We start from the raw sequence: 25,991 nt of genomic DNA, 5'->3' as shown, positions 1-25,991 counted from the left end.
CAATGTGGTCGGCAGCCAGGCCGTAGTGCTGCGCCACAGCCAACGGTGCGGCGACATCCCACTCGTAGAAGCCGGTGTCGTGGACGTAGGCATCGGCTCGCCGCGCGAGCACTTCGGCGACTTTTGCTCCAACCGAACCAACGTTGTAGACCTCTACCCCTTGGGTAGTTACTCCTGCGTCTGACAGCGCGGCCGAAATGTGGTCGAGGCGCTCGGCTGTCATCTCCGGTGGCCGGGACCGGGACACCACGATGCGAATTGGACGGTCAGTCGGTACCGCGATGTTCGGAAGCTCGGTGTCGGCGGTCGTCAGCGCATATCCCTCGGCAGCCATATCGACCACGCCGGCGACGAGCTTCTCCGGGGTGGTAGCTGCGCGGTCCCACAGGGCGACGTGCACGGCACAGTCGGTGCGGCCCTGTCCGTACTCGGAAGTTCCGTCCAGCGGATCGACGATCCAGACGCGTTGCGCGGAGTCGCGTTCCGTGGCATCGACGCCCTCTTCGGACAGAACCGCGTCGCTTGGTCGAGCAGCGTGCAGCACCTTGCTGATGAACAGGTGCGACTCGCGATCGGCCTCGTCTTTGAGTTGCTTGCGCCGGACCAAGTCGTCCGGTGCGACAGGTCCGAACGACTCGCGCAACTCCATCAGCAGGGCGCCTGCCTGGGAAGCGACGGAGGCGGCGAGTTCGATGTCGGATAGTTCGGCGCTGGGCTGGGTCACGGTTCGACGTTACTTGGGTCGGGTCCCGGAATCGATCACAGACTCGATTAAGCCGAACGGAGAAGCCTCGTTCGCTGGGGCGATGAACTAGGTTGACGTCCGACATGGAGATCAGGTTGGCAACCCGCCAGGACGTTCCGGCAGTGACGGCGCTGGAAGCCCGCTACTACGTCGGCAATCTCGATCCGTCCGAGCAGGCCGCTGGCTTCATTTCCATTCTTCATCCGCAGGAGTGGTTCAGCGGGGCAGTGGACTGCGCCGGGTTGCACGTCGCGGTCACTGACGCTGGCGTTGTCACGGGCTTCATCGCTATGACGCCCCCTCCCGCACATCTGGACCAGGTTTCATCGCCCATTGTCCGAGCCATCCTGGAGCTCGCTACGACTGTCGAATTCAACGGAAGCCCCATCGCGCAGCAGCGCTTCGCGATCCGCGGTCCGGTGTTAATAGATCGGGCTGCCCGCGGGCGTGGGCTCTATGCCCAGTTCAATTCGCTCACCCGCGAGGTGTACCGCGAACGCTTTGACGTCGGCGTGCTGTTTGTCGCTGCCGATAACCCCCAGTCGTTGCACACCACGACCACCAAATTAGGGGCAACGCCGCTAGCAGCCTTCGAAGCCGATGGGAAGCAGTACCACTTCCTGGCATTCGCATTCTGACGGTGAGCGGGCTGCGGGGAAAATCGTCAGGCGGATCGGAAAGCGTCTCAGGGTGGACGGCTCAAGGGCTGTTGTGGTTGTTCTGCGCCACTGACAGCCCGTCGACGATCAGGCTCTCCACCGCGTCGGCGGCACGGTCGATGACCTCCGGCAGTGCTTTGCGCTCGGCACCCTTGAAGGCGCGCAGGACGTAGTCGGCCGCTTCCTGACGGCCGGGCGGCCGATCGACGCCGACCCTGACCCGGTAGAAGTCCCCAGTTCCCAGGGATGAGCGAATCGATCTCAGCCCATTGTGACCACCGTCGCCGCCACCGAACTTGGTTCGCAGTGCACCGAAAGGGATGTCGATCTCGTCTTGGACAACAACGATCCGGTCAGCCGAGATCCGGGAATAGTCGGCGGCGGCTTTGACCGGCCCGCCCGACTCGTTCATGTAGCTGCGCGATCTGAGCAACACCGCGCGGTGCCCATTGAGTTGTCCCTCGGCGGCATCGGCATTGGCACGGCGATGACGGCTGAGTTTGGTTCCCATCCGAGCGGCCAATACCTCAACCACCATGTACCCGATGTTGTGGCGAGTATCGGAGTACTTGTCGCCGGGATTGCCTAGGCCGACGATGAGCCACGGCTTGTCCGTCATGAGGATCGTCGACTAACCAGCAAGTTCCGAGCGTCTACTCCTCGGAGGAATCCTCGTCGCCGGCACCGGCCTCGGCGGACGCTTCCTCGCCACTCTCGGCCTCAGCCTCGGCGGCAGCGTCTTCAGCCGCAGCGGCTGCGGCCGCGGCAGCTGCCTGCGCCGCGAGCTCTTCCTTGACCTGCTCGACGGCCTGGTTGATTGCGTCGTCGACCTCAACGCCCTCGTCGAGCAACTCACGCATCGCGATGGTGACCGTGACCGGGTCGAGCTCTTCCTCAGCTGCACGTGCCTCGGCTGCCGCGACAGCTTGGCCCACGACTAGGCGCTCGCGCACTTCTTGGGCGCTGAGGACAACGAGGTCGACGTGCTCGATGACCTGACGGACGGGGTCCTTCTGGACTTGGCGGGGAGCAACGTTGGTGGCCTTGCCGTCGAGGTCAATCTCGAGAATGACCTGGGCACGCTTGAGCGCCATCATCAGATCGTGATCGGGCAGCGATACGTGCTGAACCTCGATGTCACCGCCGTAGACAACGGCAGGGATACGACCGTGGCGACGAAGCTGACGAGCAGCCCCTTTGCCGAAATCGGAACGGATGGCTGCGTCAATTTTTACGGTGGACATGAGTGATGTATTCCTGTCGTCGATAACGGCGCCTGCGGCGAACCCGCTACGCCCTCGCCTGTTGGTGAGCGAATGCTCTCCTGAAAGAGTACCTGGCTACCCGTGCGCCGAGCCAAAGAGGCTCGTCACCGAACCATCGGTGAAGACCTCGTGGATTGCCTGGGCGATCATCGGCGCCACCGGCAGGACCGTCAGCTTGTCGATTCGGCGCTCACTCGGGATCGGCAAGGTGTCGGTGACCACGACCTCGGTAATCCGCGAATTCTTGATCCGCTCAGTCGCTGGATCGCTGAGGACACCGTGGGTAGCAGCAACGATCACTTCCGACGCGCCTTGATCAAAAAGGGTGTCAGCGGCCTTGGTGATGGTTCCGCCGGTGTCGATCATGTCATCGACCAGGACGCAGACTCGATCCTCGACATCGCCGACGACCTCGAAGACCTTGACCTCGTTGGCGACGTCGGGGTCGCGCCGCTTGTGGATGATCGCCAATGGGGCATTGAGCACGTCGGTCCATCGCTCGGCGACTCGGACGCGACCGGCGTCTGGTGAGACGACAGTGATGCGGTCTTGATCCACCCGACTCGCGACGTACTCGGCCAGGATCGGCAACGCGAAGAGGTGGTCGACCGGGCCGTCGAAGAAACCCTGAATCTGCGAGGTGTGCAGGTCGACGGCCATGAGTCGGTGGGCACCGGCGGCCTTGAACAGGTCCGCCATGAGCCGGGCGGTAATGGGCTCGCGGCCCCGATGCTTCTTGTCTTGGCGGGCATATCCGTAGAACGGGGCAATCACGGTGATCCGTTCCGCCGACGCACGCTTGAGCGCATCGACCATGATCAGTTGCTCCATGACGGCGGTATTGATGTTCTCGCAGTGGCTCTGAATCACGTAGGCGTCGCAGCCACGGACGCTCTCGTGGAAGCGGACGAAGATCTCGCCATTGGCGAAGTCATAGGCGCTCATAGGCGTGATTTCGGTGTCGAGTTGGGCTGCCACCGCGTTCGCCAACTCTGGGTGGGACCTCCCACCGAATAGCATCAACCGACTTTCGGGGGTACGTGTCACCGCGTTCACGATTGTTAGTGTCTCCCAACCATTGAGACTGACCTGACTCGGGTCGGTCAGCAGATCAGTCATTTTGCCCGGAATCTTGCGCCGCCGCAGCCGCCTTGGCCGACTCCGTGCCCGGGCGACGCCTGCCAACCCAGCCTTCGATGTTGACTTGTCTGGATCGACCGACCGCAATCGCGCCCGCCGGCACGTCCTCGGTGACCACAGATCCGGCACCGGTGTAGGCGCCGTCGCCGACCGTCACGGGTGCGACCAGCATGGTGTCGCTGCCCACGCGCACATGGTTGCCGACGCTCGTGCGGTGTTTGGCGACGCCGTCGTAATTGGCAAATATCGTCGCAGCGCCGATGTTGCTTCCCTCGCCGATCTCCGCGTCGCCGACGTAGGACAGGTGGGGCACTTTGCTACCGCGTCCGATCGTCGATTTCTTGACCTCGACGTACGCACCGACCTTGGTGGCCTCGCCGAGGATTGCGCCCGGTCGCAGATAGCTATACGGACCAACATTGGCATTCTGACCGATGTCCGCGCCGTCGCAATGGCTCTTCAGCACCTGCCCACCACTGGCAACCGTCGTCGCGATCAAAGTCGTGTCCGGTCCTACCACCGCACCGGCGGCTACCGAGCTGCCGGCGTCAATGCTGGTGTTGCGCTCGATGACGCAATCAGGTTCCAACGCGGCGCCGACCTCGATCCAGGTCGTGGCCGGATCCACAATCGTGACACCAGCGCGCAGGTGGGCGGAGTTGACCCGGTCCCGCAACATCGCGCTCGCTTCGGCAAGCTGGGCCCGGTCGTTGATGCCGTGGACCTCTGGGTTGTCCACGCCGGGGGCCAGGCTGAAGCCGATCGTGCGGCCATCGGAGTGGGCGATCCCCAGCACGTCGGTCAGATACTGCTCACCCTGGGAATTGTCAGTGGTCAGCCGCGTCAACGCATCGGTCAGGACCGCTGGTTCAAAGGCAAACATTCCGCTGTTGATCTCGTCAATGGCCAGTTCGGCAGGGGTGGCGTCGCGCTGCTCGACAATGGCGGCGACCGTGCCATCGACGTCGCGCACAATGCGGCCGTACCCAGTGGGGTCGGACACGATCGCAGACAACACAGTGACGGCTGCACCCGCCTCGGTGTGACTGGCAACGAGCGCTTGCACCGTGTCGCCCGTGAGTAGCGGGGTGTCGCCAGCGAGTACGACCAGTGGACCCGCCGGAATCTGGATCCCGTCGGCGGCAAGGGCGGCCAGCGCGCACGCAACCGCGTGGCCGGTTCCGTGCTGCTCGTCTTGGACTGCGATGACAGCCTGCGGGTACTGCGCAGCGACGTACTGCTCGACCCGCTCGCGTTGGTGGCCGACCACGACGGCGACGATCCCTGGGTCGGTCTCGGCGACCGCATCGAGCACGTGGCCGAGCATCGGCTTTCCCAACACGGGGTGCAGCACTTTGGCGGTGGCAGACCGCATTCGGGTGCCCGCGCCGGCGGCGAGCACGACGACGAGTCCGGGAGCTAACTGATTCGCAGCGAGTGTTTCAGTCACGTCGCCGACACTATCCCGCGCTCCCCGCCGAGGACTCGAACCTCGAATAACGGCTCCAAAGGCCGCTGTGTTGCCGATTACACCAACGGGGACTGTCTTCCCACTCGATCTCGCACATCTTAGGGCGCGCCCGGATAGGTCGGTGGGTCAGCGCCCGGAAGCCCACCGCAACTATTCGCGCGCCCGCAGGGGGCAGCGGGTGCCCCGACGACCCGCGTCCGTGCTCCGGGGCAACACGGCCGCGTCAGACAGGGCAGACTGTCGTCTCGTGACGACACCTACAGCAGCCGAACCGGGCTCGATCGGGGAACCCACCGGACCACCGGTCAGGCCACGGGTACGGATGTCTGGCTCCGAACGCCGGGAGCAACTTGTTGCTGTTGGCCGCAAACTGTTCGCGAGCAAGGGTTTTGAGGCAGTCAGCGTGGAGGAAATCGCCGCGAAGGCAGGCGTCTCCAAGCCCGTGGTGTACGAGCACTTCGGTGGCAAAGAGGGCCTGTATGCCGTCATCGTCGACCGCGAGGTGACGCTGATGATCAGCACCATCAACAGCTCCATGGGTGGAGACAATCCACGGGAGATGCTCGAATCGGCGGCGCTGGCAATGCTGACCTACATCGAAACCTCGACTGATGGGTTCCGAATCCTGGTCCGCGACTCGCCGCCGGGGATGGTGCCAGGTAGCTTCGCGAGTTCGATTCAGGACATCGCGGACAAGGTTGAGGGAACGTTGGCCAAGCAGTTCAACGACCGCGGATACCCCAAGAAGTGGGCACCGATGTACGCGCAGATGCTGGTGGGGATGGTCGGCCTCACCGGCCAATGGTGGGTCGATGTTCGCAAACCGAAGAAGGAAGAGGTTGCTGCACACCTGGTGAATCTCGCCTGGAACGGGCTGTCCAAGCTCGATCACAAGCCTGATCCGGTCCAGGGACCTTGACGCAACTGTGACCGCACGCCCATTGATCGACCTCATGGATCCTGGCTGGGCACAGGCACTTACCCCGGTGGCTGCCGACATCTCGGCCATGGGCGACTTCCTGCGGGCTGAGGTCGCGGCCGGCCGCCCATACCTGCCGTCGGGGCCGGACATCTTCGCAGCGTTCCAGCGACCGTTCACTGACGTGCGAGTCCTGATCGTGGGCCAAGATCCGTACCCAACGCCCGGCCATCCGATGGGGTTGTCCTTCTCGGTGCGACCGGACGTCACGCCGATCCCGCGCAGCCTGGGGAACATCTTCCGCGAACTTCACAGCGACCTCGGAATTGCCCGCCCCGGCAATGGTGACCTACGGGCTTGGGCCGACCGGGGCGTCATGTTGCTCAACCGAGTCCTCACGGTTCAGGCAGGCAACTCCGGATCACACCGCGGCAAGGGGTGGGAGGCCGTCACCGCGCAGGCGATCAGCGCGTTGGCCCGACGTTCGACTCCGCTGGTGGCGGTCATGTGGGGCAAAGACGCCCAGACCGCGCAACCGCTCCTTGGCGAGGTCCCGGTTGTTTCCTCTGCCCACCCCAGTCCGATGTCCGCCGACCGGGGTTTCTTCGGCAGCCGACCCTTCAGCAGGGTCAACGAGCTGCTGGCGAGCCAAGGGGCCGAACCGATCGATTGGTCACTGCCGACCTGATCTTGCCGACGCCTCGCGCATCGGCTAGCTGATCAGACGCCCCGCAGCAGCGTTCCGGTCGAAACTGATTCGACGATGCGGGCACCGTGGACAGGTCCGTGGGCTCGCTGCACCGACGAGCACAAGCCCGAGGCACTCAGTGCCACCGCGACGTCGAGTGCTTGCTCGTCGTCGCGGGCAAGGAATGCGCACGTAGGGCCACTGCCGGAAACGATCGCGCCCAACGCGCCGTACGACCGCCCCGTTTCCAGGATCAACTCAAGTTCCGGTCGCAGCGAGATCGCCGCCGACTGCAGGTCGTTGGACAAGCACCGGCCAACCGCATCAGCGTCGCCTCGCCGAAGGGCTGTCATCAGGGCCTCGGAGACGACCGGTTCGGTCAGGTCGCGGCCCTCCCGCAACCGATCACATTGGGCGTAGACGGCCGCAGTCGACATGCCCTCATTGGCGATGGCAAAGACCCAGTTGTACTGACCGCTGATCAACGCTGGCGTCAGCAGTTCACCGCGGCCCGTTCCAATAGCCGTTCCGCCGTGCAGGGCAAAGGTGACGTCGGCACCGAGGCGTGCCGCGAGCACATCGAGTTCCTCGCGCCCCAGACCAGATCGCCAGAGGGCATCACAAGCAACCAGGGTCGCCGCAGCATCGGCCGACCCACCCGCCATTCCACCGGCAATCGGGATGTTCTTCTCCACCTTCAGCACCACATCGAGGGCAACGTCGGCGTATTCGGCCAGTGCCTTCGCCGCTTGCCAGGCGAGGTTCTCCTCACCGAGTGGGATAGCTTCCACTCCCTCACCGATCATTGAGAGCGTGATCCCCGAGCCGGGAATGCCGTCCGAGGCCGTCACCTCGTCAAAAATCCCAACCGCATGGAAGACGGTTGCTACATCGTGATAGCCGTCCACTCGGCGCGGTCCCACCGCCAATTGCAGGTTGACCTTGGCCGGGACCCGCACTGTCACGGATCGGACTACGGGAGGCATATCCCGATGCTATGTGGGCTGCAGGGCCGCGCGCGAGTCGGCGATCCTGACAAATGCCGCAAGGGTGAGAGCTTCGCCACGTAACCCTGGATCGACGGCGGCATGGGCCAGGATCGCGTCGGACTGCATGCGCCCGCCAGCCCAATCCGCAAGGGCCGACCGCAGTGCCTTGCGACGCTGTGAAAACGCCGCATCGATACACGCGAACACTTCGGCTCGTCCGACCTCGCTGGCCGGCGGATCGTGGCGGACGAAGCGGACCAACCCGGATTCCACTCGCGGCTCCGGCCAGAAGACCTTCGGCCCTACCGAACCAGCCCGGCTGACTTCGCCGAACCACTGCATCTTGACGCTCGGGACGCCGTAAACCCGCGATCCTTCCCTGGCAACGAGGCGGTCGGCGACCTCGGACTGGACCATGACGAGCCCGTGGCCGATCGAAGGAACATCCGCGAGCAACCGGAGCAGGACCGGTACCGACACGTTGTAGGGAAGGTTCGCGACGAGTGCAGTCGGCTCGGGGCCTGGCAGGGGCATCGGGACCCGCAACGCATCGTCGGCCACCACCGTCAGCCGCCCGACGGCCGCAGGCAGCTGTTCGGCGACTGTGCGCGGCAGTCGCGCAGCGAGGCTGGGTTCGATCTCAATCGCGGTGACGCTGGCACACGCGCCAAGCAAACCCAGGGTCAGCGAGCCCAATCCCGGGCCCACTTCCAGCGTCCCGTCGCCAGGCGAGAGTTCGGCCAGCCGGACAATACGGCGCACGGTGTTCGGGTCAATGACGAAGTTCTGGCCGTGTCGTTTGCTCGGTACCAAGTCCAACTCAGCGGCCAGCGACCTGATCTGCGCGGGCCCGAGCAAACCGTCACCACTCATCGGGGCCTGCCGGTCACAGTGGGCCGAATGCGCGTTCGGAGTTATCCCAGATCGTCGCGATGAGCTCGTCGAGTGGCTCACCACGAACCTCGGCCATCGCCCGCACCGTCAGCGGCACCAAGTAGGGCCCGTTGGGTTTGCCGCGGTAAGGAACTGGCGTGAGGAAGGGGGCATCGGTCTCGACCAGCAATCGGTCGGCCGGGACCTCGACCAGGGCCGCGCGCAAGTCGACGGCATTCTTGAACGTCACCACGCCCGCGAACGAGCAGTACCAGCCACGACGTGCTGCCGCCTTGGCGAAGTCAGCATCGCCGCTGAAGCAGTGCAGCACGACGGTTTCCGGGGAACCCTCGTCGTCCAGAATTCGGATGACGTCGTCGTGCGAATCGCGATCGTGGACTACCAGTGTTTTGCCAACGCGTTGGGCGATCTGGATGTGCCGCCGGAAGGATTCCTCTTGGATGGCGCGGCCCTCTTCACCAGTACGGAAGAAGTCCATTCCGGTCTCGCCGATCGCGCGAACGGCTGGCAGATCAGCGAGCTCGTCGATGACGGTCCATGCTGCCGCAAGCGCCGCCGGACCTTCGTTGGCCGCAAGCCGCGGCGCCTCGTTCGGGTGCAGTGCCACCGCTGCCCAGATGTCGTCGTTGGCCGCGGCGATGTCGGCTGCCCACCGGGACGAGGGCACATCACAGCCGACCTGCACCACTTTGGTGATGCCCACCTCCCGCGCCTGAGCCATGGCATGTTCGACGCTTGGTCCACCATCGGCAGCGCAGATGTCCAAGTGGCAATGCGAGTCAACCAACGGGCCGGGCAATGGCTCCGGTGCCGGTGGCGGCGTTCGGGTGCTCACTCGGTGGGCTCTTCCACCCGCGGGAACAACGCCTCACCTTTTGTGATGACAGCACCTGGTGGGAGCTGTCCCCACCGGCCCGCCGTTGCAACGGTCGCCTTGTCCAAGTCGCCCAGATGTGGGGCGGCACCGAGGCGACCCCATAGCGCGAACATCGACTTTGGCATGACGGGGTTGTAGAGCACCGCGATCGCCCGCAACGCCTCGCACATGACGTAGAGGACGGTGTGCAAGCGAGGATTGTTGGCCGAATCCCTGGCCAACTTCCAGGGCTCCTGCTCGGTGACGTAGACGTTGACGGCGTCCACAAAGCTCTTGATCGCGACGATGCCGGTTGAGAAGTCCATCCGGACCATTGCGGCGTCAGCGATCTCCATGGTTGCAACCATCTGGTCCTGCAGCGCCAGATCGACATTGGCGTAGGTGGCAGGTTCGGGCAGCACCCCGTCGCAGTACTTGCCGACCATCGCGGTCGCGCGGGAGGCCAAGTTGCCGAGTCCGTTGGCCAACTCCGCGGTGTAGCGGGCGTTCATTTCCTCCCAGGAGAACGACCCGTCCTGACCGAATTGGATCGACCGAAGGAAGTAGTAGCGGAACGCATCGGAGCCGAACTGGTCGATGATCTGGTCAGGTGAGATCCCGGTCAGTTTCGACTTGCTCATCTTCTCGCCACCCACCAACAACCAGCCGTGGGCAAAAACGGTGTCCGGCAGGGGCAGGTCGGCGGCCATCAACATCGCGGGCCAGAACACGGCGTGAAACCGCAGGATGTCCTTGCCGACAAGGTGGACGTTGGCAGGCCATGTCCGAGCGAACTGTTCGGCCTCCGGGGAGTCCTCGCGGGCGCCGTATCCGATGGCGGTGATGTAGTTGAGCAGCGCATCGAACCAGACGTACACGACCTGCTCGTCGTCCCATGGCAACGGGATTCCCCATGAGACGTTATGCACTGCGCGGCTCATCGAGATGTCGCGTAGGCCCTGCTTGATGAACGACACGACCTCGTTGTGCGCACTGCGGGGTTGGACCGCCTCTGGGTGACGCGCATAGTGCTCGAGCAGCCGGTCGGTGAACGATTCGAGTTTGAAGAACCAGTTGCGCTCACTGAGCATTTCGACGGGGGTGCCGTGGATGGGACACACCTTGTCACCGGCGTGCTTGCCCTTACCGTCCACCAGATCACCGGGGAGTTTGAACTCCTCGCAACCCACGCAGTACGGGCCCTCAAAGTTGCTCTCGTAGACGTAGTCATTCTCCCGCAACCGCTCCCAGAACCGTTGGACACCATCGTGGTGGCGCTGGGAGGTCGTGCGGATGAAGTCATCGTTGGCGACATCGAGGGTCTCCAACACCGGCTTCCATTCCGTGGCGACCAACTTGTCGCACCATTCCTGGGGCTCGACGCCGTTCTCCCGCGCGGTCCGCTCGACCTTGGTCCCGTGCTCGTCAGTGCCGGTGAGGTACCAAGCGGTCTCGCCGCGTTGGCGGTGCCAGCGGGTCAAAACGTCACCGGAAACCGTGGTGTAGGCGTGGCCAATGTGGGGGGCGTCATTGACGTAATAGATCGGAGTGGTCACGTAGTACGTCTTGGCCATGGCTCGATCCTACGGAGTCGGCTTGGCTGCGAGCACGGCGTTATAGACCCGGCGTTTCTGTTGACCGGTTGTGACGGCCACTTGGGCGGTCGCCGTGCGCTTGTCGAGCCCCGCTGCCATCAGGTCCGCGACGGCTTCGACCAGGTCGGCATCGCTGACTTCGGCCGGATTCGAATCAGCACCTTCGACCACGATGCTGATCTCGCCACGGACGCCCTCGCGTGACCACTGGACCAAGTCCGCCAACCCCGAGCGGGTCACCTGCTCATAGGTCTTGGTCAGTTCCCGGCAGACCGCGGCACGTCGATTCGCGCCGAAGGCACGTTCCATGGCTGCCAGCGTCTCAGTGATCCGATGCGGCGCCTCAAAGAAGACCATCGTTCGTTGTTCTGCCACCAATGACCACAGGCGCCGATCGCGTTCGCCGGTCTTGCGAGGAAGGAAGCCCTCAAAGCAGAACCGATCACTAGGCAGGCCGGACAGCGCCAACGCAGTTGTCACGGCCGAAGGGCCCGGAGCCACCGTCAGCGGAATCTCGGCGTCGATGCAGGCCTGCACCAACCGGTAGCCCGGGTCACTGACGATCGGCATCCCCGCATCACTGACCACCACGACTAACGCGCCAGCACGCGCCGATTCGATGAGGCCGGCCACCTTGGACTGCTCAACCGACTCGTAGAACGACACCAACTTGGCCGTGAAAATCACCTCCAGGTCACTGGCCAGCCGCCGGAATCGCCGGGTGTCCTCGGCGGCAATCACATCGGCCTCAGTCAGCAACTCGCGCAGATGCGCCGAAGCGTCACGCGGATCGCCCAACGGAGTTGCCGCGAGAACAACCCGTCCAACATCAGCCACGTCTGCAGTTCTAGCAGGCATCAGCGCAATCAGCACGCGGACTGCCTACGATGGCGCGGTGAGTGTGGCGACAGCAGACCCGACCCCGGGTTCACCGACTGTCGAGATCGACGTTGCCGACTGCGTTGCTGCACCTTCGCTGCGCGCACGACTGACGCCACCGATGCCGCGGGGTGGCTGGTTCGGCTGGCTCGGACCCATCGCGGTGACGCTGTTGGCGGCGGTGCTTCGCCTCAACGATTTGGGTCGGCCAGTGGCGGTCGTCTTCGACGAGACCTACTACGTCAAAGACGCCCTGAGCCTGCTGCTGTTCGGGTATGAGCGACAAGCAGTTGAGGGTGCCGACAAGCAGTTGCTCGCGTCCAACGGTGATCCGTCATCGCTGACCGGGCTATTCACAGACCAGGCATCATTCGTCGTTCATCCTCCCGTCGGCAAGTGGGTCATCGCCACCGGCGAGCAACTGTTCGGAGTGACGCCGTTCGGTTGGCGAATCGGAACCGCCGTGCTGAGCATCCTCAGTGTCCTGCTCGTTGCGCGGATCACTCGGCGACTGACTCGGTCCAACCTGTTCGGAACGCTCGCCGGTCTGCTGGTCGCCATCGACGGTCTGAGCATCGTCATGGGCCGGACCGCACTGTTGGACATCTCGCTGATGTTCTTTGTGCTGGTCGCGTTCGGCTGCCTGCTCATCGACCGCGACCGATCGCGTCGGCGAATGGCCAAGCTGCTCGACGATCAACCGATCACACCCGGCGTCATGTTGTCGGGTCGCCTGGCCAAGCTCGGTCCGGGCTTGGGTCTGCGCCCGTGGCGGATTGCTGCGGGAGTCAGCTTGGGTCTGGCCTGCGGGGTGAAATGGAGCGGGCTCTATTACGTCGTCGCCTTCGGACTGCTGACGGTGTTGTGGGACGTGGGTGCACGTCGGGCCGCCGGGGTTGCCAGGCCATGGCGCGCGGTGCTGCTCCGTGATGCGCTGCCGGCCTTCGCCTCGATAGTCGGCTCGGCACTCGTTGTCTACATCGCGACTTGGTCTGGCTGGTTACTCAGTTCCGGTGGTTGGGATCGAAACTGGGCTGCGGGGGTGGGTACTGACTACCCCTTCATCCCGGAGGCCTTGCGTTCGTTGTGGCACTACCACGTCGAGGCGTGGAACTTTCACACGAACCTGACCACGCCGCACTCCTACTCGGCCAACCCCTGGGGCTGGCCGTTGCAAGCCCGGCCAACCTCGTTCTTCTACGAAAGCCCGACCGGGGTTTGCGGTACGGACAAGTGCGCACAGGAGGTCCTCGCGCTTGGTAACCCGATCATCTGGTGGACCGGAGTGGTGGCGCTGATCCATCAGGCGTGGCGCTGGGTCGGTCGTCGCGATTGGCGGGCCGGGGCCGTGCTCTGCGGCTTCCTCGCGGGGTGGCTGCCGTGGTTGTTCTTCCAGGAACGCACCGTGTTCAGCTTCTACTCGATTGTCTTTGAGCCGTTCATCGTGATGGCCGTGGCCTTGACTCTGGGTTCGATCCTCGGTCCGGCCAAAGCAGCGGGCAATCGCCGGATCTACGGCGCGATGGGGATTGGAACGATTCTGATTGCTGCTGTCGCGGTTGCCTGGATCTTCTATCCGCTCTGGACCGCCGGCCCGATTCCGCACGCCGACTGGGCGTTGCGGATGTGGTTCCCGACCTGGGTCTGAGGACCCCCGTCGAGCGACCGAACTGACCTAGGCGTCGGCATCCTGTAGAGCGACCGACCACTTCTCTTCGATCCTTCCGAACCGATACACCGCCAGCGCGATCAGCCAGGTCACCACGAACACGCCAACGATCACAAACCCGACCCAGTTGAGGTCGATGCTGCCGATGAACGCCAGCGGGCCGGAGGCGATGTTGAGCTTCTCCGCAACGAGACCGAGGATTTCGATGCCGCCGATGACCAACGCGACGAACACCGACAGGGCCGTCACGGTCATGTTGTAGTAGACCTTGCGAACAGGCTGCGAAAACGCCCAGCCGTAGGCGAAATTCATGAAACAACCGTCGATTGTGTCCAGCAGCGACATCCCTGCGGCGAACAGAATCGGCAGGCACAGGATCGCGTACCAGGGCAGCGCAAACGCGGCCGCTCCACCGGCCAGAACCAACAACGAGATCTCCGTTGCGGTGTCGAAGCCGAGTCCGAAGAGCAACCCGATCGGATACATCTGCCATGGCTTCGTCACCGCCTTGGTGATCTTGCCGACGAAGCGATTGATGAACCCGCGGTTGTTCAGGTGCTCCTCAAGTTCGGCTTCGTTGAATTCACCGGCACGCATCCGACGGAACACACTGACGATCTGACGCAAGACGAACAGGTTGATGATGCCGATCAGCAGCAGGAAGACGCCACTGACCAACGTGCCAACCAAGCCCAGCGTCGTCTGCAGGGATGAGCCCTCGTCTTCGACCTGACCGACGAGCGCTCGAACTCCGAAGCTCAACAACAAACACAGGCCGAACACGATCGAGGAATGACCAAGCGAGAACCAGAAACCCACGGAAACTGGCTTCTGCCCGTCGGACATGAGTTTGCGGGTGGTGTTGTCAATCGCGGCGATGTGGTCCGCGTCGAAGGCATGGCGCATTCCGAGCGTGAAGGCGGTGATTCCGATACCGATGCCCAGCGCTCCGCTTGATCCGAGGCTCAGATTCTGTGGTGCCACCATGAGGATGAGCACTCCCCAGCCGACCAAGTTGAGCAGCAGGATGAACGCGCCCATCCCAATGATCGAGATCCATTGGGGTCGCCCGATTGCCCACTTCTTGCTACTCGGTGCGCTCGTGGGCGCGGTGTTGACAGCCACCCGGCGATCCTAGATGCAAACGGTTCGCAATTACCAGTGGGGCACAAACCCGGTGGTGCGCTACGAACTGCGCGAGTCGACGGTGATCTTGAGGCCGACCCGACCATCACCGGATCCGCGGACCTTCTCCATGAGCGTGAGCACCTTGTACATGAGGCCAAAGCGTTTTGACACCCGCGAGCGGACCTCTTCGGTGCCGTCCGCGTCGAGGATTTCGACTGTGCCCGCCACAACGTCACCCTTGAGTCGTCCGCGAGCGTCGCAGGGTGCGACTTCGACGTGCGGGTTGTTACGAATCCGCTTGACCTTGCCGGAGTCCGCACCAGTAATGACGTAGAGGGCGTTCCCTTCGCGGGTGACCCAGACCGGGGTCGCGATCTTCTCTCCATTCTTGCGGGTGGTGCTGATGGAGATGTATTTACTCTCGCTGAGGCGGTCGAGTTCGTTCATGTGGTCAGCCTACTTCCCTCGTGGGAAAGTGATCCGTCCGAAGCCAGCGCTCTCGATCAGAGGCTCGCGAAACGAGTGATGGCGGGCAAATGTGTGTCGCGCAATTCGGGGTTGCGGACTCCCAGCCCGGAACTGGGGGCAAGGCACAGGACTCCGACCTTGCCCTGGTGGGCGTTGCTGTGAACCACGTATGCCGCCTCCGGTGTGTCCAGCAGGTTGTACGTGCGGGAAAGGGTCGGGTGAATCGCACCCTTGCTGACTAGTCGATTGGCCTCGTAGGACTCGCGGTAGTTGGCGAAGTGCGACCCTACGACGCGTTTGAGATTCATCCAGAGGTAGCGATTGTCGAACTCGTGCGTGTAGCCGCTCGACGACGCGCACGTGACGATGGTCCCTCCCTTGCGCGCCACATAGACACTGGCTCCGAAGGTCTCACGACCCGGATGCTCAAACACAATGTCTGGGTCCTCACCTCCGGTGAGCTCGCGCAGGTGCGTGCCGAACCGCTTGATCTCGCGGTAGTCCTGTGTGTGCGGATCGCTCCAGAAACGGTAACCGTCGGCCGAGCGATCAATAACCAACTCGGCTCCCATGCTGCGGCAGATCTCGGCCTTCTCCGGGCTGGACACAACGCAGATTGGTTGGGCGCCACCGTTGAGCGCATATTGAGTGGCGAACGACCCGATCCCGCCGCTGGCACCCCAGATCAATACGTTGTCGCCCTGCTTCATGCCAGCACCATTGCGCGAGACGAGCTGGCGATACGCCGTGGAGTTCACCAACCCCACGCTGGCGGACTCTTCCCATGTGAGGTGCTCCGGCTTTGCCAGCAACTGGTTGGCCTTTACCAGTGCCAACTCGGCGAGACCACCGAAGTTGGTCTCGAATCCCCAGGTGCGCTGGTCGGGATCCAGCAACGAGTCGTCGTGACCCTGTGGACTCTCCAGCTCCACACTCAGACAGTGGGCGACCACCCGATCGCCGGGCTGCCAAACCGTGACTCCCGCGCCGACCCGCAGCACAACACCAGCCAAGTCAGAACCCAGCACGTGATAGGGCCGGTCATGCTTGGCCGTCAACTCCGAGTACCTGCCGTAGCGCTTGAGGAAATGGAAAGTCGATACTGGCGCGAAGATTGAAGCCCAAACCGTGTTGAAGTTCATCGAACTTGCCATGACCGCGATCAGTGCCTCGCCGGGCCCGACCTCCGGGGTTGGCACCTGCTCGACGTGCAGCGACTTGCGCGGGTCGCGTTCCCGGTCGGGAATGCCGTCGAACATATTGGCGTCGCTGGCGTGAACGGTCACACCCATGTAGTCGCTCGGGATCGGAAGGCTCTGGAAGTGGCCGACTACATCCTGCTGGTGTCTGTGTTCAGCCGTCATAATCGCATCTGCGATTGCCGACATGGCCGAACTCATGAGATCACCGCCGCCGCGTCGTTGGACTCGACCCACGGCCGCCACTGCAGCGACGGTGTCAGCCGCCAGACCTGCCCGGTGGGTGGATCGATTGCGGCCAGTGATGCCCAACCATTGGCGAACAGGTCCTGCAAGTTCGCATGATCGGCGATGACAGAGCTAACGGCGGCGGGACTGGCCCAAGCGACGATCAGCAGCCGCAGCGGCTCATGCATACCTGTGCCCTCGTTGTATCGAGGATCAGCCGAGAATGCCGCTTGCCATGGGAGTCCCAGTTTCAGGTCACCATGAGCGCCGGAGACAACCCCGACATCACCGACGACGTTGTGTGTGGTTTTGTCGCCAGCGCCGAACCGTTGCGGGTCGACGCTCGAGAAGTAGTACTGACTGTTGATCCACTGGGTGACCACTGCCGGTGCTGTCAGCAAGGTGGCGAGGATGTCGTTGTTCGGGTCCAGGTCCGGGTTGTACGAGTGCAGGAACACCCGGCCGGCCAGATCCAGGTTGCTGGTGAGCGCCCGCGGTCCGATGACAAATGCGGCGTTGCCGGCCAAACCCCACTCGGGGAATGGCTGTGACCAGTCCAGCGCCCGCCGTTCGACGCTCGCGGCGCGAGCACTGACGGTCCGGCCAGGCGTCTGCGAATGGGGCAGCAAGGGGAGTCTCTCGACCAAAGCCGACTCACGCGCTGCACCCAAGTCCCGCACTAGCCGGGCGACCTGCTCACGGTGCTGAGGGTTCGGGACGTACGCCGGATCGAGCTCAACCACATCAGTGGTGGTGTTGTGGGCTGCGGCGATTGCAACCGTGTCGTCCGGGATCTGGATTCCCTGATCCGCCAAGCGACGACGAACCTCGCGATCGTTGATTGCGTCCACCAACGTCCGTGCGTTGACGTGACCACCGTTGCCGCCGCACGCGCCGCAGTCGTAACCGGCCGCAAATGCATTGTTCTCGGTGGTTGCGGCGTGGGCACACACGACGATCAAGGGCGCGAACGAGTCGACCAGACCAATGGCGCCCAGCGCACCAGCAGCCAGCGCCACTCTCGCGTCCGTGTCGAGCCCGATCGGGAGTCCGGACTCGTCGGCTTGGGTCCCTCGACTTTCGGTGAGCGGTTGGGAACCCCAGCGATCCGTAACCGCGCCCCACTGGGTCATGAGGTGATTCCAGCGCCGCGGCAGCACCGTTTGGCACAGGCTCGCAACACCGGAGAGCAGGCCTGCCGCCTCAGCGACCAGCAGCGGAGTGACTGGCGCGCTAGTGGTCGCAAGCACAGCAGTGCGGACCGTGGATCGGAAGGAATCGACGGATGCGCCGTTCCCACGAATCACATGCGACGGCTTGATCAGCACCGGGCATTGGTCGAAGCTGATCCCAGGTTCGGGCTGGTACTGCAGCGCCGCACCGAAGAATCCAGCGAAGCCGAATGTTCGGTAGTCACCGGAAGTCGACTCGATTGCCCGACGGAATCGCTCCGATCGCACGTCGATGCAGAACATCAGCTGTGCGTCCGGCCGTCCGGTGGCGTCGCCATGTTGGGCCCCGCTGGCGCGATCGACTTGACCGCGCAGTTGCGAGACCAGCTCGTTGCGATAGGTCGATTCAAGGGCTGCTTGCCAGATCTGAGCGTCGTCCATCCAATCAGTCATCGGAGTGAGCGAGTCTGGTTCGATCAGCGATTCCGCGCCATGCGGATGGTGCTGATCCAGGCGCGCGGATCCCCCTGCCGCAGTCCCAGCAACAAACACATCCAGAGCACAGCGCAGGGCAATCAGCGATACCAACGCGTCGTTGGTCCCAGCCTCACGCCCACGCCAGTGCGCGTGTGCGGCCCAGCCAGGTCCAGCTAGGAGGAGGTCGCAGACGTAGTCGAAAAGGCAGTTGGCGGGCAAGCCCGTCTTGTCCAGCAACACCACCAATGCCGCCGCTGGATCGGTCGGCAGTTGCGCGACGAGCTCGCTGACACCCCGAACTCCAACGGCGCGGTCATACGCCGGAGTCGCTGCGGCAGTGCGCCACAGCCGAAATGGGTCGGTCTCGCCGGCTTGGGCAGCGGCCCAGGCGCGCTGGCACCAAATCGCCGCGTGCTCGGCAACGAGGTCGCCTAGGGCAGCCCCCGACGAGCGCACCGAAAGTCCATCCACGAGGCGAGTACGCGTTGGTTCGCGCTGGGCTGATGCTGCCCGGCCACTTGCCGCCGCGCGCGCAATCAACTGCGCGACCAGAGCTGGGTCAGGCACCGCACCGGTCGACTCACCGCGAGCAGCCCGATGGTCGTTCACGGCTTGCTGAAGTGATGCCTCGCTGATACGGCCGCTGGCGTGCAGAGCCGCGTAGGACGGCAACGGTAGGTAGGCGTTGGCCCCATACCGCTGGCCGGCAATGCGAGCAGCCTCGGGAAACGGGAACCGCTCGAAAGGCGCCATCGGGTTTGCGGCGACGAACGTCCGCAGCGGCCAGTTGGGAGCACACACCGCCGCGGTCGCCTCGACCAGTGCCTGGACGGTGTCGATGGCAATGACTGATGACTGTTCGGCCGAGGTTCGATCGCTGGCAGCGGTCGTCGGCCAGGCCGCCACCCCGATCCACTTGCGGGTGTGCGGGGCGAGCGCAGTGGCCCCGACCCTTACCGCCAGCACGCCAGCGGGTCGCGAGGTTATCCATTGAGCACCAATCGCGATGCCGATCGCGGCCAGCGCGACCACCGCGAGTAGCAGGATTCCGACGGCACTGGACCAGGCGGCACCGAGCGGGATTGAGCTTGCGAGCAGCCCTTCCCAGCCGAACAGCAACCACTGATAGGTGCCGACGGCCAGTCCGGCTGCTCCAGCAACCATCGCGACCACCAGGGCCGAGGACCTCGCCGAGCGAAGGACGGCGACCACACCGACGACGGCAGTCGCCAGAGCAAGGAGAAGCGGCAACAGCGCCGTGCTGCCCAGCGACGAGACGGACCATACCGCCGCCGGAGCAGCAATGGCCGCACCGATTGCCACCGTGATGGCCGAAACTCCCACTGCTACTGCGTCCGTTTTGCGCGACCTAGTGACCGCCACGCGGGAACGGGAGCGGGCACGTGTCACGGCACCACCAGCACGCAGGAAGAGCCACGCCTTGTAGTACCCGTGCGCAATCAGGTGGGCGATCGCTGCCGCAGGCAGTCCAACGCCGAGCTGGATGGTCATGTACCCCATCTGTGCCGTCGTCGAGCAGGCGAGTTGACCCTTGACGTCCGAGCGAACCCGCGCGGCCCAGGTACCGATCGCGACCGAGGCAATGCCAACGAGGACCAGGCCGAGCAGCACTGCCGGTGCCGCGCGAAACAGTGGCCAGGCCAAAGCCCCGAGTATTCCGGCACCGTTGACAATCCCGGCGTGCAGGAAAGCCGAGACCGGTGAGGGCGCCTCGGCGGTCTCGGGCAGCCAGCCTTGCAGCGGGAAGAGTCCGGACCGCACGATCGCTGCGGCCGCTAGTAGGAGCGCCACCACCGTTGCCGATCCGGCAGTGAAGTCGACGCTGGTGAACTCAGCTCGGTTGACGGTCGGCAGCAACGCGATCGCGACAACGACTCCGACCCACAACAGCGCATCGGAAAGCAGCATCCGTCGAGCGACCAGGCCCGCAGCCCGACGGGAACGATCGTTGTTGGTGTGCAGCACTAGTCGACTGAGTACCCAGCCGCTGACGGTCCACCCAAGCGCAATGACCGGCAGGCTCGCCCCTGTCACAAGCAGCGCGAGGGATGCCGTTGCCGTCATAAGCAAGGCGCCGAATCGGCCGATACGTTCCTGTCCGGCCAGATTGCGGATCGAGTAGGTGGCGACGAGCCAACAAATGGACGCCACGAAGGCAAGCAGGATCACGCTGAGGACATCGAACCGTAGGCCGATGTCAATCCCGGGCGTGACGTTGAATCCAACCTGCAGGGGTTCTGTGAATAGGAGTGCGACCCCCGTGAGGACAGCGAGTGCGAACAAGACGACGGCACTGGAACGTGCCCACTTCAATATCGACATACGTGGCACTATACATGTTTTCTATTTCCGGTGTTGTACATCCGGCTTGTTCTTTCCCATTTCAGACTTCTGGTTACACAGGCTTGCACCGCTAGGCTGACCCACGCAACCAATCGCGAACGGAGACCAGGATGGCCGACAACCCGGCGACACAGCCGGTTCAAGGACCGACGCCGAGCCGAACCTGGACGTTTCTGACCAATCACGGTCACGTTTTGGTGTGCCTCAGCCGTGATCCAGACGCCCGGATCCGCGATGTAGCAGCTCGGGTTGGCATCACTGAGCGAGCCGCCCAGGGGATCCTCACCGAACTCGAGGCCGACGGCTACGTCACCAAGATCAAACGGGGGCGCCGCAATCGCTACCGCATCCACCCGGAACTGGCATTCCGGCACCCGGAGGAATCCAACCGATCGGTCGGCGAACTTCTGCAGATCTTCGACCGCTAGTTCGGGTCGCTCTGTTGGCCGCGCAAACCGGCGGCTGTCTCCTGGGCCAGGTGCCGGAACGCAGCCAACTCCGCGTCGGGCGGCTGGGCATGGGCGTAGGCCTCCACCAACTGATCAACCTCCTGCGCTAGCTGAAGACGGACCGCCCCATCCACCGCGCAATCCCCCACCTTGGTAGCCAGTTGCAACGCGCGCCGCATGACACCCGGCGCCCTGGTTGCATACGCACGTAGATCGGCAAACAGGTTGGCGATCAGATCGCCGACATCCACGCGGGGCGCGATGACGCGCAGGTGGCCAGCCTCGTTGAACCGTTGCATAGACGGCGGCGCTTTGCTGGCCATCAGCGCCAAACCAGCGGTCAGATCATCGAGAGAGTTCTGCGCGGTGATCGGGTCGTTCACGCCGGGTGATATCGCGCGGATGGCCATCTCGGACGACTGTTGCAGCGCATGCTCGATGTCTTGGTTGGGTGTGCGTTCCGGGCCCACGGAGATGGCTTTCTCGACGTCCTTCCGTTGAGACTCTGACAGGGCATCGGCGGGCTGCGCCAGCGCGAGCGTGTCACCATCGATCACGTGTTCACCCGGTCGCACCGACAGGACAATTACCGCGTCCGCCTCATCGGCAACGGCGATTACCTTGTCCAGATTGACGTACAGGACGTAGCCCGCAGACTTTGCCTGGATGCGATCACAGTCCGATTCGTCGAGCACAGGGGTCGGTGGGGCGTCGTCAGGCAGGTCTGCCCTATCCACGCCTTGCTCGGGGTAGAGGTGCGTGGCGCTTCGGATGAACTCCGCCCGGAGCCGCCCGGACAAGGTGCCGATCTGGATTGATTCGCTGATGTGGTTGATGAAGTAAACCAGCAACGCGATGTCGATGACCATCAACACCACAGCCACATTCATCGAGAGCTGCGGGACAAACTGGTCGGTGATTGCCGAGTCTCCTCCCGCGCGAACCGAGCGGAGCACCAACAGGGCGTAGAGGAACGATCCGAGGAACGCGCCCAGTACCACCTGGTTACCGCGATCGGTCATGAAGTTGCGGATCAGCCGTGGGCCATAGGTGGACGACGTCAGCGCCAGCACCGCGATCGTGATGGAGAAGGTTGTCGCCGTGACCGTCAACAGTGAACTGGCAATGGCCGTCAACAAATTCTGGCCACCGGATGCGCTCGCCCGGAAGAACGCCCCCCCGAATGACCCCTGATCGAACCGGAAGTGCTGGTCGATCGTCACCATAACCTCGGCGAGGATCACCCCCGCCAGACACAACAGAGCTGGCACGGCCCAGAACCGTTCACGAAGGCGCACAATCCAGTTCATCCACCGATGCTAGCGATTCGCGCCCCCGTTGGGGCTTGCCTGATGCCCGCCGATTCCCGCCACAGTTCGCCGCCAAGCCTGGTCGGCACGGCTGCGGGCCCACCCCGAGGACCTTCGACCCTGTCTGGATTCCGGACGATTCCTTAGCATGGGAACGGACAGCTTCTCCGACAGATGCGGAGGAATTGACATGCAGACCCGACTCGCTGACGACGCGGGGCCTTCACTGGCACGCAAGGCAGGTCGGTGGTTGGTGGCCGCATTACCCGCCGCGCTGGCCGGTCTCCTCGCAGGGTGGTTGATCCCCCGCGGCCCGGTGACCACTACGCAGGCGGTCACAGCTTTGCTCGTGGCACTGCTGGTGGGCGCAGGGACGGGCTGGCTGCTGCGATCGCGATGGGCAATCGCGCTGGCACCGGCGGTTTTTGTGATCATTTTCGAACTGGCCCGGATGCGCGTCGCCGGCCCGACCGTTGATGCTGTGCGACTCGACGGTATCTACGGCGTGATGGCGTTGGTCGCAGGCCGCGGTGTCGATGCAGTGCTCATCCTGCTGCCGATGGCGGTGGGTGCGAGCTACGGCGCTGCGCTGGTACGCCGTTACCGGATGAGTAACCCGCAGCCACGTCGCTGGCTGTGGGTGCGCCGCATCCTGCTCGGGACGGCGACCGTCGCCGTGGTCGCGCTGTTCGCCGGCCTGCTGCGCCCGGCCTCCACCGCACCCATCGTGGGTGCCGACGGCGCTGCCATTCAGGGCAGTATCGCCGAACTCGTAGACGTCCCGATTAACGGGCACGATCAGGCGATCATGCTTCGCGGAGTCTCGGCCGATGCGCCAGTGCTGCTGTACCTTGAGGGCGGCCCGGGCGGTACCGGTATCGGTCGGATCCGGAACTCTGGAGAGGAGCTTGAGAAGTCCTTCGTGGTGGCGACCTGGGACCAGCGTGGGACAGGGAAGTCGTATGACTCCCTCGAACCGACCTCGACGCTGACCGTCGACCAGATGGTTCAAGACACGCTCGCCGTCACCAACTATCTACGTGAACGCTTCAACGAGCAGAAGATCTACGTGGTCGCCAGCTCGTGGGGAACCATCATCGGCACTCTGGCCGTGCAGCAGTCTCCCGACCTGTTCCATGCCTACATCGGGACCGGTCAGATGGTCGACCCGTTCGCCACCGACAAGCTCATGTATGCCGAATCCATCGCCGACGCTGAGGCACGCGGAGACCAAGCGGCGGCCGCGACGCTTCGGGCGATGGGCGAGCCGCCGTATGACGACACCCTGGACTACCCGGTCGCGATCGCCTCGAATCCCAAGTGGATGAACTTCGAGCACGGCGCCGATTACCACGCCAGCTCCGAGTACCCGGCCAGCCTGTTCGTCTCCGAGTACAGCCTGATCGAACAGTTGCGCGGCATGGCCGCAATCGCAGAGACCTATGCGGTGCTCTACCCACAGCTGGCCGACACCGACTTCCGGACCCAGGTGCCCCGCCTCGACGTGCCGGTCTACCTCGTGGAAGGACGGTATGAGGCCGCTGGCCGCGAAACCCTGGCTAGGCAGTGGTTCAAGGAACTCTCTGCGCCCACCAAGGAGTACATCTACTTCGACCACTCCGGACACACACCGCCCTACGACGAGCCCGGAAAGCTGGCCGAGCTCATGCGCGAGATCGTCAGCAGCACGCAGGACGGACCGTCATGAGTCACGAGCGCATCGGGCCACTGGCTCGCGTGGTTCGGCAAGACCCTCATCATCAGGCAGGTTCAGCCATTGGGTAGTTCCACCGAGCAGGTCGCAGCGGGCGGCCCAGACCAAGCGGCCCGTCGGCGCATACTGGTCGCGTGTTCGTAAATCCGCGTCGCTCGACCGCGTTTCGGTCTGCCCGGATCGCGGGGCTGGTCACGGGGCTGGCCGCGCGTTCATCGCTGACCTCGCTGCGGGCCAGGTTTGACGATGATCCGGCCGAATTGCGTCGCAAGTCCCGTGCTCGCAACGCTGAATCCCTGCGCACGACGCTGGGCGGGATGAAGGGTGGCGCGCTCAAGGCCGGTCAGCTGCTCTCGACGGTCGACTCGCTGTTCCCACCGGATCCTGACCGCACCTGGACCGAGGCTCTGACCACCCTGCAAGAGAGCAATCCGCCGCTGGACTGGACTCAAGTCGAACCGGTCCTAAGACGGGGTCTCGGCGACCGGTGGCGCGACTCCCTGGTCGAAATCGACCCCGTCGCGGTGGCGGCAGCGTCGATCGGCCAAGTGCACCGTGGAACCTGGCATGACGGCAGGCAGGTGGCCGTCAAGGTGCAATACCCCTTCGCAAAAGACGTCCTGCTGGCCGACCTGCGCGCCTTGTCGGTGTCGCTGCGGCTGGCCGGGGTCGTCCTACCCGGTCTGCTCGCCGCACCCGTCGTCGACGAGCTGCGGCTGCGGGCCGGGGAGGAACTCGACTACGTCCACGAGGCTCGCGCACAACGCGAAGTCGCGGCAGCTTTCGCAGGGTCCAGCCGATACAGCATTCCCGAGGTCGTTGCCGTTGCGGACAACGTCCTGGTGAGTGAGTGGCTGGAGGGTCGCCCGCTGGTAACCGTCGCCGACGATCCCAAGGATGAACGGCGCCGGATTGCCTCGCTGTACCAAGGGTTCGCGCTGCTGGCACCCGCACGCGCGGGCTGGTTACACGCCGACCCGCACCCCGGCAACTTCCGGGTCACCCCAGATGGTCGCCTCGGCGTGGTTGACTTCGGCGCCGTCGTTGCGATGCCTCACGGCCTACCCCCGGCTTTCGGTCGACTCGTGCGCGCCTTCGCCGACGAGTCCGATGCGGACGACGCACAGGCGGCACTGGTTGGGGCCGGGCTGATCAGGCCAGGTCGAAATGTTGACATCGACAGCCTGCGAGCGGTTATGTCACCGTTTAGCGAACCCGCCCGCCACGACGATTTTGCATTCTCGTCGTCGTGGTTGCGCTCGTGCTTCGCCCGCAACGACGCAGCCCGCGACCCTGACTACACCGCCGCGATGGGGCTGAACCTGCCAGCGGAACACTTGATGACCCAGCGCGTCTGGCTCGGAGTGATCGGGGTGCTGTGCCGCCTCGACGTGACCCTGCCGGTACGGCCAGTCCTGTCCGAACTGCTGCCCGGGTTCGACAGCGCACGGGACTGAGAGCCCCGCAATGAGTACCGGCGTGCGTAGAATTTGGTGGAGCTGAGGGGATTCGAACCCCTGACCCCCTCGATGCGAACGAGGTGCGCTACCGGACTGCGCCACAGCCCCTTGCGAACAAGGACCCGCCGGTTAAGGCGGGATCGTCAGGATACCCCGCAGGGTCAGTCGTTGACTGCGCGGCGGTGGGAGTAGTGGGAGTCGTCATCGACGGCCGCAGCGGGAACGTCCACAAAGGCGTCGAGGCCGAGCTCGG

22 protein-coding genes and 2 tRNA genes are annotated in these 25,991 nt (G+C 64.1%); 7 read left to right on the top strand and 17 right to left on the bottom strand.

The features are described 5' to 3' along the window. On the bottom strand, positions 1-724 hold a 724-nt coding region (locus KAZ48_05285; GenBank protein ID MBP7972190.1), incomplete at its 3' end, for a hypothetical protein. A 104-nt stretch (positions 725-828) separates the two neighbouring features. On the opposite strand from KAZ48_05285, the gene KAZ48_05280 reads away from it, so the two are divergent. Next, positions 829-1,383, top strand: a complete 555-nt coding sequence (locus tag KAZ48_05280) for a hypothetical protein (protein ID MBP7972189.1) — start codon at positions 829-831, stop codon at positions 1,381-1,383. 61 nt (positions 1,384-1,444) lie between these two features. On the opposite strand, the gene KAZ48_05275 is transcribed toward KAZ48_05280, so the two are convergent. The 5 genes from KAZ48_05275 to KAZ48_05255 form a co-directional block, all read right to left on the bottom strand. Continuing rightward, entirely contained in the window at positions 1,445-2,023 is a 579-nt protein-coding gene (locus tag KAZ48_05275; protein MBP7972188.1) for an aminoacyl-tRNA hydrolase, read from the bottom strand. Positions 2,024-2,057: 34 nt separating this feature from the next. Beyond that, positions 2,058-2,648, bottom strand: coding sequence for a 50S ribosomal protein L25 (locus tag KAZ48_05270; protein MBP7972187.1), 591 nt, complete (start codon positions 2,646-2,648; stop codon positions 2,058-2,060). A gap of 96 nt (positions 2,649-2,744) precedes the next feature. Beyond that, positions 2,745-3,728, bottom strand: coding sequence for a ribose-phosphate diphosphokinase (locus KAZ48_05265; GenBank protein MBP7972186.1), 984 nt, complete (start codon positions 3,726-3,728; stop codon positions 2,745-2,747). 52 nt (positions 3,729-3,780) lie between these two features. Continuing rightward, positions 3,781-5,184: a bifunctional UDP-N-acetylglucosamine diphosphorylase/glucosamine-1-phosphate N-acetyltransferase GlmU gene (gene glmU / locus KAZ48_05260; GenBank protein MBP7972185.1), complete on the bottom strand. Its 1,404-nt coding sequence runs from the start codon at positions 5,182-5,184 to the stop codon at positions 3,781-3,783. Positions 5,185-5,279: 95 nt separating this feature from the next. Continuing rightward, a tRNA-Gln gene (locus tag KAZ48_05255) sits at positions 5,280-5,351 on the bottom strand. A gap of 251 nt (positions 5,352-5,602) precedes the next feature. Here KAZ48_05255 and KAZ48_05250 point away from each other — a divergent pair. Both KAZ48_05250 and KAZ48_05245 read left to right on the top strand, forming a co-directional pair. Then, positions 5,603-6,199 (top strand): TetR/AcrR family transcriptional regulator, encoded by a 597-nt coding sequence (locus KAZ48_05250; protein MBP7972184.1) that lies wholly within the window; start codon positions 5,603-5,605, stop codon positions 6,197-6,199. 7 nt (positions 6,200-6,206) lie between these two features. Next, positions 6,207-6,887, top strand: a complete 681-nt coding sequence (locus KAZ48_05245) for a uracil-DNA glycosylase (protein MBP7972183.1) — start codon at positions 6,207-6,209, stop codon at positions 6,885-6,887. Positions 6,888-6,919: 32 nt separating this feature from the next. Here the strand turns inward: KAZ48_05245 and KAZ48_05240 are convergent, their stop codons facing one another. From KAZ48_05240 to rsmI, 5 genes are read right to left on the bottom strand one after another with little or no spacing between them, the layout of a single operon-like run. Further along, positions 6,920-7,873: a 4-(cytidine 5'-diphospho)-2-C-methyl-D-erythritol kinase gene (locus tag KAZ48_05240; GenBank protein MBP7972182.1), complete on the bottom strand. Its 954-nt coding sequence runs from the start codon at positions 7,871-7,873 to the stop codon at positions 6,920-6,922. Between the two features lie 9 nt (positions 7,874-7,882). Continuing rightward, positions 7,883-8,749, bottom strand: coding sequence for a 16S rRNA (adenine(1518)-N(6)/adenine(1519)-N(6))-dimethyltransferase RsmA (gene rsmA / locus KAZ48_05235; protein ID MBP7972181.1), 867 nt, complete (start codon positions 8,747-8,749; stop codon positions 7,883-7,885). A 13-nt stretch (positions 8,750-8,762) separates the two neighbouring features. Then, a complete protein-coding gene (locus tag KAZ48_05230) occupies positions 8,763-9,605 on the bottom strand; it encodes a TatD family hydrolase (GenBank protein MBP7972180.1) in 843 nt (280 codons plus the stop codon). Beyond that, the gene (locus tag KAZ48_05225) at positions 9,602-11,200 is read right to left on the bottom strand and encodes a methionine--tRNA ligase (protein MBP7972179.1); all 1,599 of its coding nucleotides are present in this window, start codon (positions 11,198-11,200) and stop codon (positions 9,602-9,604) included. Before KAZ48_05225 ends, KAZ48_05230 begins: the two co-directional genes overlap by 4 nt. A gap of 9 nt (positions 11,201-11,209) precedes the next feature. Then, positions 11,210-12,079, bottom strand: a complete 870-nt coding sequence (rsmI, locus tag KAZ48_05220) for a 16S rRNA (cytidine(1402)-2'-O)-methyltransferase (GenBank protein ID MBP7972178.1) — start codon at positions 12,077-12,079, stop codon at positions 11,210-11,212. A gap of 37 nt (positions 12,080-12,116) precedes the next feature. On the opposite strand from rsmI, the gene KAZ48_05215 reads away from it, so the two are divergent. Then, entirely contained in the window at positions 12,117-13,748 is a 1,632-nt protein-coding gene (locus tag KAZ48_05215) for a phospholipid carrier-dependent glycosyltransferase (protein MBP7972177.1), read from the top strand. A 27-nt stretch (positions 13,749-13,775) separates the two neighbouring features. Here KAZ48_05215 and KAZ48_05210 read toward each other — a convergent pair whose 3' ends face one another. From KAZ48_05210 to KAZ48_05195, 4 genes are all read right to left on the bottom strand, one after another. Then, a complete protein-coding gene (locus tag KAZ48_05210; GenBank protein ID MBP7972176.1) occupies positions 13,776-14,810 on the bottom strand; it encodes a HoxN/HupN/NixA family nickel/cobalt transporter in 1,035 nt (344 codons plus the stop codon). Between the two features lie 144 nt (positions 14,811-14,954). Then, positions 14,955-15,344, bottom strand: coding sequence for a PPOX class F420-dependent oxidoreductase (locus KAZ48_05205; protein ID MBP7972175.1), 390 nt, complete (start codon positions 15,342-15,344; stop codon positions 14,955-14,957). A gap of 56 nt (positions 15,345-15,400) precedes the next feature. After that, positions 15,401-16,729 (bottom strand): crotonyl-CoA carboxylase/reductase, encoded by a 1,329-nt coding sequence (gene ccrA / locus KAZ48_05200; protein MBP7972174.1) that lies wholly within the window; start codon positions 16,727-16,729, stop codon positions 15,401-15,403. 32 nt (positions 16,730-16,761) lie between these two features. Next, entirely contained in the window at positions 16,762-20,784 is a 4,023-nt protein-coding gene (locus tag KAZ48_05195; GenBank protein MBP7972173.1) for a DUF2309 family protein, read from the bottom strand. A gap of 131 nt (positions 20,785-20,915) precedes the next feature. Here KAZ48_05195 and KAZ48_05190 point away from each other — a divergent pair, with 131 nt between their 5' ends. Next, a complete protein-coding gene (locus KAZ48_05190; GenBank protein ID MBP7972172.1) occupies positions 20,916-21,233 on the top strand; it encodes a winged helix-turn-helix transcriptional regulator in 318 nt (105 codons plus the stop codon). Here the strand turns inward: KAZ48_05190 and KAZ48_05185 are convergent. Next, positions 21,230-22,564 (bottom strand): DUF2254 domain-containing protein, encoded by a 1,335-nt coding sequence (locus KAZ48_05185; protein ID MBP7972171.1) that lies wholly within the window; start codon positions 22,562-22,564, stop codon positions 21,230-21,232. The two genes, KAZ48_05190 and KAZ48_05185, sit on opposite strands and share 4 nt — an antisense overlap. A 190-nt stretch (positions 22,565-22,754) precedes the next feature. Here KAZ48_05185 and KAZ48_05180 point away from each other — a divergent pair, with 190 nt between their 5' ends. Then, a complete protein-coding gene (locus KAZ48_05180; protein MBP7972170.1) occupies positions 22,755-24,272 on the top strand; it encodes an alpha/beta hydrolase in 1,518 nt (505 codons plus the stop codon). 140 nt (positions 24,273-24,412) lie between these two features. Beyond that, a complete protein-coding gene (locus KAZ48_05175; protein ID MBP7972169.1) occupies positions 24,413-25,735 on the top strand; it encodes an AarF/ABC1/UbiB kinase family protein in 1,323 nt (440 codons plus the stop codon). A gap of 34 nt (positions 25,736-25,769) precedes the next feature. On the opposite strand, the gene KAZ48_05170 is transcribed toward KAZ48_05175, so the two are convergent. Beyond that, a tRNA-Ala gene (locus KAZ48_05170) sits at positions 25,770-25,846 on the bottom strand. Positions 25,847-25,991: the final 145 nt, after the last annotated feature.

The sequence above is a fragment of the Candidatus Nanopelagicales bacterium genome, from assembly GCA_018003655.1.
Classification (GTDB): Bacteria; Actinomycetota; Actinomycetes; order S36-B12; family UBA10799; genus JAGNDY01.
The sequence above is the reverse complement of the archived record's forward strand: the minus strand, read 5'-3'. Positions and strand labels throughout refer to the sequence as shown.